This window comes from Aquimarina brevivitae, from assembly GCF_004216895.1.
Classification (GTDB): domain Bacteria; phylum Bacteroidota; class Bacteroidia; order Flavobacteriales; family Flavobacteriaceae; genus Aquimarina; species Aquimarina brevivitae.
In genome coordinates, this window is record NZ_SGXE01000002.1 from 191,580 (window position 1) to 204,550 (window position 12,971).

At 37.5% G+C, this 12,971-nt stretch carries 7 protein-coding genes; 5 read left to right on the forward strand and 2 right to left on the reverse strand.

The window, feature by feature from the left end; all coding sequences use genetic code 11:
- The first annotated feature begins 67 nt into the window (after positions 1-67).
- The 4 genes from EV197_RS08705 to EV197_RS08720 all read left to right on the forward strand — a co-directional run bounded on the left by EV197_RS08705 (position 68) and on the right by EV197_RS08720 (position 6,676).
- A complete protein-coding gene (locus tag EV197_RS08705; RefSeq protein ID WP_130286371.1) occupies positions 68-2,050 on the forward strand; it encodes an ATP-binding protein in 1,983 nt (660 codons plus the stop codon).
- A 144-nt stretch (positions 2,051-2,194) separates the two neighbouring features.
- On the forward strand, positions 2,195-3,259 hold the full coding sequence (locus EV197_RS08710; protein ID WP_130286372.1) for a DKNYY domain-containing protein: 1,065 nt from the start codon (positions 2,195-2,197) through the stop codon (positions 3,257-3,259).
- 186 nt (positions 3,260-3,445) lie between these two features.
- On the forward strand, positions 3,446-4,570 hold the full coding sequence (locus EV197_RS08715; RefSeq protein WP_130286373.1) for a pyridoxal-phosphate-dependent aminotransferase family protein: 1,125 nt from the start codon (positions 3,446-3,448) through the stop codon (positions 4,568-4,570).
- 834 nt (positions 4,571-5,404) lie between these two features.
- Positions 5,405-6,676, forward strand: coding sequence for a TlpA family protein disulfide reductase (locus tag EV197_RS08720; RefSeq protein ID WP_130286374.1), 1,272 nt, complete (start codon positions 5,405-5,407; stop codon positions 6,674-6,676).
- Between the two features lie 226 nt (positions 6,677-6,902).
- Here the strand turns inward: EV197_RS08720 and EV197_RS08725 are convergent, their stop codons facing one another.
- Complete coding sequence (locus EV197_RS08725; RefSeq protein ID WP_130286375.1) at positions 6,903-8,195, reverse strand: amidohydrolase family protein; 1,293 nt, start codon at positions 8,193-8,195, stop codon at positions 6,903-6,905.
- Positions 8,196-8,257: 62 nt separating this feature from the next.
- On the reverse strand, positions 8,258-11,245 hold the full coding sequence (locus tag EV197_RS08730; RefSeq protein ID WP_130286376.1) for an amidohydrolase family protein: 2,988 nt from the start codon (positions 11,243-11,245) through the stop codon (positions 8,258-8,260).
- 727 nt (positions 11,246-11,972) lie between these two features.
- On the opposite strand from EV197_RS08730, the gene EV197_RS08735 reads away from it, so the two are divergent.
- Positions 11,973-12,917, forward strand: coding sequence for an FISUMP domain-containing protein (locus tag EV197_RS08735; RefSeq protein WP_130286377.1), 945 nt, complete (start codon positions 11,973-11,975; stop codon positions 12,915-12,917).
- The last annotated feature ends 54 nt before the right edge of the window (positions 12,918-12,971 follow it).

Here is a 12,971-nt window from a genome sequence, read left to right on the forward strand (position 1 = left end):
ATTTTTGCGCAAAATAATTAGATTTCAACCAAAAAAAGATTATTTTTAAGTGCCCTAAAATGTTATCATGAAATTTAGTACTTCTACTATTGCTTTACTTCTTTGTCTTATGATTAGTGTTTTTGCTATTGCCCAGCAAAAACAATTGGACAGTCTTATTCAAGTCACTACATCTACAAAGGATTCTTTACATATCAACCAAGCTGCAGACTTGGTGTATGAAATGAATAAAAGAGAACTATTTGATGATGCCCTACAGTATTGTGATACACTGATAGGCATTTCAAAAAAAATCAAGTATTATAAAGGGGTTGGTAAAATCTATAATGAAAAAGCATACCTCTATAACCAAACGGATCAACTGTATCAGGCCTTAAAGTGTTTTGATCATGCTTCGTACTATTTCAAAAAGGTAAATTTTGATAGAGGGTTAGCAATTATCCAAAACAATAAAGCGGTTATTGAACAAAAACTAGGTAACCCAGAAAAAAGTATTACACATCTTCTTGAAGCCAATTTGTATTACGAAAAGCTTAAAGATAGCACAAGCCTGGCAGTTACCATCAATAATGTGGGTAATGTACATCTTGATCTCAACCAGATAGAAGATGCAAAAAAATGTTACTTCAAATCCATAGCACTTAAGGAGCAAACCAATTCGAATTTGATTGGCCCAACCTATAATAATTTGGCTTCAGCCTATGTCAATCAGTCAAAATTAGATAGCGCCTTGGTGATTTTGGATAAATCATTGGTAAAAAATAAAGAAGAAGGAAATGACGCCGGTATGGCAGAAGCCTATATTTTATTAGGCGAAATAGCTTATCATAAAAAAGAATACGACAAAGCAAAGAAATACTATGAGTCTTCGCTGCAAATCGGGGGTAAAGTAGAATATCAATTGCGATTAATCCGTACCAAATTATCCCTTGGTGAAATAGCGATGAAAACGAACAATTATAATGAAGCTGCAAGGTATTTATCTGAAGCAAGGGAGACTTCTGAAGCCATCAACTCAACACCTTTGTTGTTGGATAGTTATGAGTTGTTGGCAAAATTAGATTCTACACGCGGAAATTATAAGGATGCCTACGCGTGGAGCAATCGCTATAAACAATTGTATGAAGATCACACCCTAAATGAATCCAGCAAGAAAATTGATTTGATAAGAAAGCGGTTAGAGAATGAGAAAAAACATCAAGCGCTTTTGGATAAACGAAAAATTGAAAAACAACAAGCTGATAAAGCCTTGTTTAAGCAAAAGGTATATACTTATATTGCCATAGCTGCTTTTATTGTTGCTATTATTTTTATCATTGGAATCATTAAGACACGATTACAGAGAGTAAAATATATTAAGGAACTTAACGAATCCAATCAGGTAAAAGACAAATTGTTTTCCATAATATCACATGATTTAAAAAATGAGATTCACGGACTAGACAGCACCCTTAATTTGTTGAAAGACGATATGATTTCTGAAAGTGAGTTTAAAGAGATCATACCAGTACTATCAACCAGTGCGCATCAAACCTCCATATTATTGACCAATCTACTGAATTGGTCCAAATCTCAAATGAATAGTCTAAATGCCAAGCCGAGTGACTTTGATTTTTCAGAAATTGTAAATGATAAATTTGCCTTTTTTGCAAATAAAGCTTCTAATAAGGGGATTCAATTGATTAATAATTTAACCGGTTTCACCAAAGTGTTTGCGGATAAAGATATGTGTACAATTGTGGTACAAAATTTAATCGCCAATGCCGTTAAATTTTGTAGTGCTGGTGATTCGATTACCATTTCTAAGGAGGAGGCAGAGGATCAAACCACGATTTATTTTGAAGACACCGGGGTTGGGATTACCGAAGAAAATATAACTAAAATCTTCTCCGATATTACACTGACCACAAAAGGAACCCATAATGAGTCCGGTACTGGATTAGGTTTGAAAATTTGTAGAGAGTTGATTAAGCTAAATCGAGGTGATATCAGTGTTCAAAGTTCGCTAGGAGTAGGGAGTACTTTTTGTGTCACCTTGCCAAAATGCTAAGCCAGGGATATTCGCGGAATTAGCGAAAAAAAGCAAAAATCCAACCTTTAAATTTAGATACTTCCTTTTCCGTACTCGTATTGTTTTCAATATTCCCTAGTTTTACGAAATAAAGTTAGTAGTACTACTAGATATTAGATTGGTATGTTGAAAAAAATAGTAATGGGATTCGCTATCGTGGTCGTAGCTGTCATTTGTTTAGTAGGGTATGGGGTTTACCGATTATTTAATCAATTGGGCGATCCCGTTAATGAAGAAAAATCGGATGCGTATTATTACGCTACCGATGGTAATAGTTTGGTGTACAGCCCTATGGGAAATTGGTTTGAATTAGGTAAGACTAGTTTTCAGGCAGATTTGCCGTCGTTTGAGGTATTGTCTAAATCTTATGCCAAAGACAAAAACAATGCATACCATATGTATAGAACTATCAAAACCGCTGTAGATATCCCTTCTTTTACCGTAAAGTTCGATAATGTTCCCATGGATAAAAACCATGTGTATTCATTACAAACGAATTGCGATACAGCACAAACGAAGGTATGTTTACAGATCATTAAAGGTGCAGATCCTAAAACCTTTAAAAAATTGGATTTTGCGTTTTCAATAGACAAGCAGCATGTGTATTACAATGACACGATTGCACCTGCATTAGACCCTAAAACATTTAGTTCCGTCAACGATTATTTCTATAAAGATAAATTAGGAGTGTACCTCCATCAAATTAATAAACCACTTCAAAAAATAGCTGCAAATCCCGAAAATACACAGATGTTGAGTTCAACCATTATTAGGGATGCTCAATCTATATATATGTTTTTGTCATACGGGCGTGAGCTGATAGTAATTCCGTTTACTGACAGTAGCTCAATCTTAGTAGGACCTGACTCACAATTTTTGAGGGCAGATGAACACATTTATTACAAGGGTAAAGTAGTCCCTAATGTAGATGCTGAAAGTTTTCAATTAGTAAGCAAGGGGTATTTTATAGATAAAAACTCTGTATACTTTCAGGATCAGCGAATTGAAAAAGCGGATGTTTCCACCTTTACAATGATTAAATATCAATATGGTAAAGATAAAAATCACGTGTTTTTTGAAGGGAAAATCATGGAAAACGCAGATGTAAATTCCTTCAGGTATAACAAGGAAAAACTTCAATTTGAAGATAAAAACCACATCTATAGATGGGGGAAACCAAAATCGTAGATTTATTTTTGATAAAAATTAAGCTTTTTTTTGCATTATTTTCAACCGAGACCCTGTATAACCAGGTTTAGCTACTAAATTTTTAACGTTAAGGTTGTTTTATTACAAATGTATTATCAGTTGGATTTTTCAATATTCTGAATTCAATAACTTTACGAAAACGATATCGTAAAATTTATAGATTAAATGATAACCAAAGAATTGCATACTAGTAATAGAATTTTGATGGGGCCTGGGCCTTCTGATGCGCACCCAAAAGTCCTTCAAGCCATGGCAACTCCTTTAATTGGGCATTTAGATCCAGAATTTGTGGAGATCATGGATGAGGTAAAGGAAATGGTACAGCAAACCTTTATCACCAAAAACAACTTAACCTTTGTCGTTTCTGCACCGGGTAGTGCCGGTATGGAAACTTGCCTGGTAAACCTGATTGAACCAGGAGACGAAGTAATCATTGGAGTCAATGGTGTGTTTGGCGGTAGAATGTCTGAGATTGCCGAGCGTTGTGGTGCCAAAGTACACCGCATCGAAAAGCAATGGGGAACTGTCGTTACAACAGCAGATGTAAAAGCGGCTTTAGAGAAGTGTCCTAAGCCAAAACTACTGGCCTTGGTCCATGCAGAAACCTCTACAGGAGCCTTACAACCGCTTCAGGAGATCAGTGATCTTATTCATAATGCAGGTGGCTTATTGATGGTAGACGCGGTAACTTCGTATTGCGGGGTGGAACTTCAGGTTGATGAATGGAATATTGACGCTATTTATACCGGAACCCAGAAGTGCTTAAGTGCCCCGCCGGGATTATCACCGGTTAGCTTTTCTGAGCGTGCGATAAAAGTGTTAGACGAACGAAAAACCAAGGTGCAGAGTTGGTTTTTAGACCTGACCCTCGTAAAGAATTATTGGGCTGGATCCAAAAGAGCGTATCACCATACGGCGCCGGTTTCTTCAATTTTTGCGTTGCGCGAATCGCTACGTTTAGTACTAGAAGAAGGCTTAGAAAACCGATGGAAACGACACCAGGAGGTACACCAGGTATTGAAGACCAAGCTTGAAAACTTAGGTTTCAAGTATTTGGTAGAGGAACAGTACCGTTTACCCAATTTGAATTCGGTGTATTTGCCTGAAGGTAACGACGAGGCTTTGATCCGAAGAAAATTATTAGATGAATATAATATCGAAGTAGGCGGTGGCTTAGGTGATTTTGCAGGAAAGATATGGCGAATCGGTATCATGGGTGAAAGCTGTACCCTAAACCACGTTAATATGCTGATCAGCGCACTCGAGGATATGAAGGAGTTTAAATCGTAAAAGTAGACCTTTCTTTTTCAAAAGAATAATTCTAACAAAGCTCCGAGATTCAGGTGCTTTGCACCGCGGAGTTTGTAGAATGGTTTTTAGCTTTAGCTAAAAAATTCCTATGAAAAAGTGTCGTTTTCTCCCGCCTGCCTTAGTACTAAGTACGGCGAGCAGGTTGATTCGTTTCTTGTCTGCATCCGACGAGTTTACGAGAGGAATGCATTAGTAAAAGAGATGAATAGACAACTAGTTTCATCATACATGAGATTTGTATTTATAAATTTATTGAAAACTTAGGTATGAGGAAAATATCAAAATCCTCATATCTTTTCTTTTTTGCATTGCCCAAAAAAGAAACAAAAAAAGCTAGCCTTAAGAAATATATGCTAAAAATTTTGCACGCTACATTGTGTAAAATGAAACTTTTCTGTTTTATGTAAACATAGGCTGCACTAGTAAACATGCTTACTAATAGAACCATTCTTGATTTTAAGAATTTTACACTGCCATTCCGCTAGCTTCATTTTTAACATATATATTTGTTAGGGCACTTTCTTAAGCTGAAGTGCTTCACAAGTAAACAGAACTCAAATAACTTTAAAGGAATAAGTCAATCTAAGAATTTTCCTTGTAAGGTTACCTGATCAAAAAGGGTTGTAAAACACATCATCACTGTCACATCGAGCCCTTCGACTATGCTCAGGACAGGCGCTGTCGAAATGCTATCGAAATTTGTCAATTTTAATTATTCTTCATTAATGTAAAGTATTAAAAAAGCACGATCTTGGTAATTATTAGACAACTCAGGAACAACTTGTTCCTGAGTTTCAGTTTATTTTGATCAAAATGAGAATACTTATCGTATTTAGTTGTTTTCTTCTTTTTGCTTGTGCTCAAAAAGAGGATAGAGCTTCATCTGTTACCGACGTTGTAATCTCTTTACATAAAAAAATTGAAGATGGACCTTTTCCCGCATCTTCCAGGCCTTTATATGTATACGATCAACAGCCTATTGATATCAAAGGGCTTCCAGCTATTGATACGTTGAAAGTTCAATATTATGGATTTAAAACATCAAAACTATACGATTCTGTGCAGCCTAAGGGTATTCACCTATTTTCTGGTTTTGAAAATGATAGCATCGTAATTTCTTTAGATTTAAATTATAATAAAGATTTTAGTGATGATAGAAAGCTATATTTTTCTAAAGAATTTTTAAACAACAAGAACGGAAGAGAGGCTTTGCGAAAGTATACAACTCGATTAGATACCTTACAATATAAAGGCTTCAAAAATGGTCATTCAGCGCTGATAACTTTGATGTATAAGGTGAAATTGAATGATAGTTCGATTGTTTATCGAAATGATCCCATAAAAACAACATTGTCATTACAAATGCAAACTTATGATCCCTGGTGGTCTGGCGAAACTACTATTGAAAATGAAATCTACAAGCTTGCCTATGATCCTGGAAGTCTTTTTTATCCTAATTTTTTATTTGCTAAAATAAACGATAAGTTCCCTACAAGGGCAGAGTACGATTATATCGACTACAAACTAAAGGATACCATTCAGTTAGGTAGCTCTTATTTTAGAATGGATAGTATTGATAACCAGGTGTCTCGTTTGTTTTTAAAAAAACTAGCGATAAAAGAAAAATTAACCGGTTATAGAAGAGGCGAAACTATTAAGGATATTAGGTTTATAGATATGAACCTAAAAACGAATAGTCTTTCACAGCTCTTGACTCAAAATGAGTATGTATTAATAGATTTCTGGGGAACCTGGTGTGCTCCTTGTATCAAGCTTACCCCAGATTTAGTAAAATTGAAGACTGATTTTCCTGACAGGGTTTCAATAGTAAGTTTTGCGTATGATGAAGAAAGAAATAAAGTCGCGTCTTATATAGAACAACATGATATGAATTGGACTCATGTTTTTATAAAAGGTAACGCAAAAGGCAAAAATCATCCAAGGGTAATCAAAGATCTTAGAATTCAGACGTATCCTACCTTCTTATTGATAAATAAAGAGTTGAAAATCATAGAAAGGGGATACGGAAAAGAGTCATTACATCAAATCAGAGAATTACTTTTAGAACAGTCGGAAGAGCAGTGAAAAATTGATTTTCTTGTGGCTTTACTAAAATGTAATGTTGCAATTTTCAATTGAGAATACTCAATTGGTATTGATTGATAAAAGAAGATTGTAAAAAATATCATCACTGTCACATCGAGCCCTTCGACTATGCTCAGGACAGACGCTGTCAAGAAATAGTTTTAAAAAAAAGTCCTGCTAAACAACAAACGCTTAGCAGGACTATTCTTATAGGCTTATGCCTAAATTATTTACCGTATTTTTTACTATACCGTTTCCAAAGTTTGGTGTGATGACTCTCTAAACTGATATCTCTACCTTGTATATAGGCCTTATCCAATTGGTTGGTACGCATATCTAAGGCATCACCTTCACTGATAAATAGGGTAGCATCTTTGCCCACCGCTAAAGTACCAGCCATAGTATCAATTCCAAGGATCTTAGCATTATTAAGGGTAATCAACTGTAAGGCTTTTTCTTTATCCAAACCGTGTGCCGCTACCGTACCTGCCTGAAATGGAAGATTCCGTGCATTTGCTCTTTCCATTTGACCACTGTTTTGTAATCCTACTAAAACACCACTATCAAATAAGATGCGTGCATTTTTATAGGGCTGATCATAATCATCATCTTCAAAGTTTGGTGTAGAATGTGTTCGGGTTAATAGCACCGGAATATTGGCTGCTTTTAACTGCGCAGTTACCTTATAGGCTTCATCACCACCTACAATGACAATGTTTTTTAAGCTGTGCTTTTGGGCAAAATTAATCACATCCAGGATTGCCTTTTCAGATTCTACGTGAATGTACAAGTTCTGCGTACCGTCAAACGCTCCTTTCATCGCCATATGGGGCAGGTGATACGCTTTTTCATTGCTTTGAATGGTAGCTTTGGCTTGTTTGATAAAATCTTCAAGTTCTGTGATTTGCTCAGTATACTTTTTGTTGGGTTTATAGCCAGGATCTTCACCCATCCACCATCTTCCTCTGGTAAAAGGGTTGGGCCAGTTGATGTGAATACCATCATCTATTTTCATAGCGGCGTCTTCCCAGTTCCAGGCATCCAGTTGTACAATGGATGAGGTACCCGAAATTCTGCCTCCCCTAGGTGTAGTTTGAGCGATGAGTACGCCACTTGGACGCATAGACTCTACAATTTTACTTTCGGCATTGTAGGCAATAATACTGCGCACGTGTGGATTGTATAACCCTATTTCGCTATCATCGTCTGTGGCACGTACCGCACCAATTTCTACTAACCCTAGGGTAGTATTAGGCGCTATGATACCCGGATATACATGTTTTCCACTAGCATCGATGACCTTACCTTTGGTCGTTGTACTGGCTTTGGTACCTATAGCGGTGATTTTACCGTTTTCAAAAACGATCGTACTGTTTTCGATCACCGAACCGTCACCGATATGCGCTGTAGCACCTACAATACTTATGGCTTCCGTTTGTTTATCGGCCGGTGTTTGTTGGGCTGCTACTTCTCCGAAGGAAAAGAATAGCAGCGTTATGATTATTACTATATGTTTCATTGTTCTTATGTCTTTACTTAGTGTCAGCCTTGCTTATATCAAAGCTGAAGCTGATCTATTTTTTAATGGATGGTTTCTAACGTATTACACTCAAAACGTTGCTTCTCCTTTTTCTTAGCCGGTTGTGTTTTGAGTCCGCTGTTTTTAGCTTCGAGCATCATTGTGGCCAACTTATTTTTTTGCTGGGCTATGGATTGACGCATTGCTTTGTCTTTTTCCAGATCAAAATAAACCGCACCTTCAATCAATGTTTTTTCCGCTTTGCTGTAAATAGATAACGGGTGGTCTGTCCATAGTACCAGATCCGCGTCTTTACCTACTTTAATGCTACCAACACGATCATCAATATGTAATAGCTTCGCAGGATTAAGTGTTACAAACTTCAGTGCATCTTCTTCGCTAATACCACCGTACTTCACCGACTTCGCAGCCTCTTGATTAAGGCGTCTCGCCATTTCGGCATCATCACTATTGATCGCTACTGTAACGCCTTCTTTATGCATAATGGCAGCATTGTAAGGGATGGCATCATTTACTTCGTACTTATACGCCCACCAGTCAGAGAAGGTTGATCCTCCAACACCGTGTGCAGCCATCTTATCCGCTACTTTGTATCCCTCCAGAATATGGGTAAAGGTATTGACTCTAAACCCAAAGCTCTCTGCGACTTTCATCAGCATATTAATTTCACTTTGTACATACGAGTGACAGCTGATGTAGCGCTCTCCGTTAAGGATCTCTACCAGCGTTTCTAACTCGATATCCTTACGATACGGTTCGCCACTTTTCTTGGCTTTTTCATAAGCTCTCGCTCTCGAAAAATAATCCATATACACTTGTTCCACACCCATACGCGATTGTGGAAAACGGCTAAAACTCTGCCAGTTACTCTGTTTTACATTTTCACCAAGCGCAAACTTGATAAACTTAGGCGTGTTGCTATAGATCAGGTTATCCGCATCTTGACCCCATTTTAGCTTAATGATGGCAGATCTACCCCCAATAGGGTTTGCCGATCCGTGTAGTATCTGAATGGAAGTCACACCACCGGCCAGGTTTCTATAAATATCAATATCATCGGGTTGTACTACATCCTCGATAGTCACTTCGGCCGAAGAATTGTGCCCCGCTTCATTAATCGCCGCAGCGGCAATGTGCGAGTGCTCATCTACGATACCAGCAGTAATATGCTTACCGGTGGCATCAATAACCTTAGCCCCTCCGGCAGATAGGTTTTTGCCGATTTGAGCGATTTTACCGTCTTTGACCAGTACATCGGTTTCTTGTAATACGCCGTCGGCTTCATTGGTCCAAACCGTTGCATTTTTAAATAAGATCGTTTCTGCCTTTGGTAATTGAGCAGCACCATACGCCTTATTAGGATAGGTAACCGGAACTACTTCTGGTTTTTTCTCGTCCTTATCTTTGTTGTCTTTCTTGTCCTTGCTATCCGCAGTTGCTGGTTTTTTCTTGGCCATAAAACTGGTTTCAGCCCCATTGGCTAAAATTGCTTTACCAGTGAGTACATCAGTATTGTCTTTAACTGCAGCAATAAGTCTGATGTATTTGGTAGTGGTGGTATCAGTATCCGTAAAGGTCAGGTTGATCCAATCGTTACTGTATTCAATCTTACTACCTAGCTTTAGGTCACCTTGTTTTACTTCCGCTTTTGGCTTTTCTGCCGTACCAGAAATACTTAGCGCATAGGTTTTACTCGCCAGGGTAATGTCATACTCGCCTTTGATTTCTTTGATATTCATATCATTGATGACATTTTTACTACCCTGTACCCAGTTTTCATAGATTACATTGTCCTTCGTAAATAGCTCATCTTTGGTAATTAAAAAGTTAGCGTACGCACCATTTTTAAGCGTTCCCAGTTGATCGCCCATCCCTAAAAGCTGAGCAGGCACTGTAGTCAATGCTTTGATCGCTGTTTTTCGATCCAAACCATATTCGATCGCCTTCATTATGTTTTTTTGAAGCTCCTCTAGTTTTTTAAGTTTATGGGCTGTGATGGAGAAGGTAATTCCATTTTTGGCTAAGGCAGCTGGATTGGTAGGCGCCTGGTTCCAGTGTTTCATATCCCCAAGACTTACCAAATTAGCAGCATAAGGATCCGTAACATCATAGGCATCTGGGAAATCCAAAGGAAGGATATATGACGCATTGGTCGCTTTTACCTTGTCGATGCGAGCATATTCATCTCCGCCACCTACGATAATGTATTGTACCCCACCAGTACCACCCACCTTATCCGCACGGAAACCATTGATACGGCTGTCGGTTTCAAAGATCTGCGGTAAAGTTTTATTGGCGATAAAAGCCTCCAGGGACTGATCTTTAGTCGCTACATTCCCTTTACTATACCAGTCTGCATCCAGGTATACTTGCTTTAACAGGGCCATAGCTCCCATAAGCGAGGTAGGATACAGCTGTTTACTTTCTTTACTTTTTTCAAAAGATAAAAACTGTGCTGAGCGGTCACTGATCAATCGCTCCCCCTCAGAGCCTTCGTTATTTAAGGCTACTAATAAGCCCGTACCACGGACGATACCATCTGGCATATGGGTGTTGACGGCACCAAAGCCTTCTTTAATATATTCCGTTGCTTTTTTGTCATCATATTTAAAATGATCCAAGGCATTGATCTCTGCGCGAATGTGGTCATTCCAATAATGGCCTTCTCTAGAGGGACCGTACTGTGGATTACCACCATAAGGGCTACCGCCACCACCTTTAGGGGGTTCAATCCCAAAATTAGTAAACGGATCAATAAAAGAAGGATAGATGTGCTTGCCCTGTAGGTCGATAACCACGCTATTTTTAGGAATAGAAGCAGATTTGCCTACAGCGACGATTTTCCCTTTTTGAACCACTAGGGTTCCTTTGTTAATAAACTCATCGGGTGTGGTGTGGATGGTAGCATTGGTAAAAACTGTGTAATTAGAATTGGTTGTTTTTACCCCATCATTTTTAGGAAAGTACTCCTGCGCATGTACCGACATGCAAACACCGATCACCGCTAGTGATACTAGTAATTTTTTCATGAAAAGTTGTAATGTGTTAGAATAAGCTTTAAAGATAACGGATGAGGTAGAAAGCACTAAGGGTTTAATAATACTTTAACAAGGGAGTGGGTGAGTGGGTGAGTGGGTGAGTGGATGAGTTGGTGAGGCTTGTAGTTGGTAGATTGTAGTACGAAGGCTGAGGTGACTCGAAGCCTGAGGTGCAAGCCCCGAAGTCTCGGGATGGAGTAAGTGAGTAGGTGAGTGGGTGAGTTAATGAGTTGGTGAGGCTTGTAGTTTGTAGTTGGTAGTTTGAAGAACGAAGGCTAAGGTTTTATAAGTAGCCCTTCGACTACGCTCAGGGCACAATAAGTTGTCACAATTTGTCCCAATCCGTCGGGGTCGAGTGTCCTGCGTAGCAGGAGGTATCGAGATGAGTTTTGTCTAGTAAATGATTTGATCCCTAAGGTTTTTGAGGTATTATTGTATCTTTAAAAAAAATAGAAATAAACCCAATTGGGTTTATAAATTTGTTGTGCTACATTAACAAAATGAGATATTTCATAAAACGAAAAGCAATATTGGTACTAGCCTTTTTTATAGCGATTATCCTGTGTAGAGAATTTTTGTGGAAGACACGAGCAACCTCTTATTTTGTTGAAAACATTAAAGTAAATATTGTTTATAATCCTCATTTTGTTTTCGGAATTGATCCAATGGTAACAAAAAATATTACTGTTAAAAATATAAAAACGGAAAACACCTAATTATGAAAACTAAATTTTTAAAACTTGTAATTTATATTTTTATACTAACTTTTTTAGAATCTTGTGCTTCCGATGATTCTACTCCATCGATACAACAAGAAAATCTGACAGTTATTTTAAATACTCCTTTGAATAACAGCGATAATATTGATACTAGCTCATCATTTAATTGGTCTGTTAATGGTTCTATTGATGGAGTAGAAATAACTTATGACTTTTATTTAGGGCTAAACCCCAACGATCTCGAATTAATTAAAGAAAATATAAATGAAATCAGCTTTAATTATTCAAAATTACTTACCAATCAAAACACTTATTACTGGAAGGTCAAGGCTACAGATGCTAATGATAGAGTTTCGGAAAGCCCAGTTTTTACATTTACTACAATTGCCAATTCAGGAACTTTCATCGATCCAAGAGATAATGAAGAATATCGATGGATAGGTATTGGAGATCAAATATGGATGGTTGATAATCTTAGATTTAGAACAAACGATGCAGCAATTGCCTTAAATAATGATGAATCAACTGTATCACTATATGGCCGCTTCTATTTTATTGAGGATGCTCTTGTATCTTGTCCCGAGGGATGGCATTTACCGTCAAATGAAGAATTCAATCAATTAATTGAATTTGTAGCTATTGAGAGAGAATTTGGATTTTTTAATTATGAAGCTTTATTAAAAAGTGTTAGCGGATGGGTTGGAAACACTGGTGGGAATAATTATAGCGGATATAATCATCTGCCAACCGGAATTTGGAATATTCAAAACCAATTTGGAAATACTGGAGAAGAAGGTTATCAATGGACAAGTACTATAAGTAGTCAAGGAAGATATTCCATATTTGGTACAACAAAAGATGCTAATTCTTTTTTTATACTTGATAACCTTCTTGTAGACGGTGTTAATACTCAAAGACATTGCGTTAGATGTATAAAAAATTGAAATAGAGAGATGTTTGATTATGAAATCGCTTCGGAAAATTACATAAATTCATCA

What these genes read in the sequence shown, in the direction of transcription:
- EV197_RS08705 (WP_130286371.1), top strand. Translation starts at nt 68, where the DNA reads ATGAAATTTAGTACTTCTACTATTGCTTTACTTCTTTGTCTTATGATT.
- EV197_RS08710 (WP_130286372.1), top strand. Translation starts at nt 2,195, where the DNA reads ATGTTGAAAAAAATAGTAATGGGATTCGCTATCGTGGTCGTAGCTGTC.
- EV197_RS08715 (WP_130286373.1), top strand. Translation starts at nt 3,446, where the DNA reads ATGATAACCAAAGAATTGCATACTAGTAATAGAATTTTGATGGGGCCT.
- EV197_RS08720 (WP_130286374.1), top strand. Translation starts at nt 5,405, where the DNA reads ATGAGAATACTTATCGTATTTAGTTGTTTTCTTCTTTTTGCTTGTGCT.
- EV197_RS08725 (WP_130286375.1), bottom strand. Translation starts at nt 8,195, where the DNA reads ATGAAACATATAGTAATAATCATAACGCTGCTATTCTTTTCCTTCGGA.
- EV197_RS08730 (WP_130286376.1), bottom strand. Translation starts at nt 11,245, where the DNA reads ATGAAAAAATTACTAGTATCACTAGCGGTGATCGGTGTTTGCATGTCG.
- EV197_RS08735 (WP_130286377.1), top strand. Translation starts at nt 11,973, where the DNA reads ATGAAAACTAAATTTTTAAAACTTGTAATTTATATTTTTATACTAACT.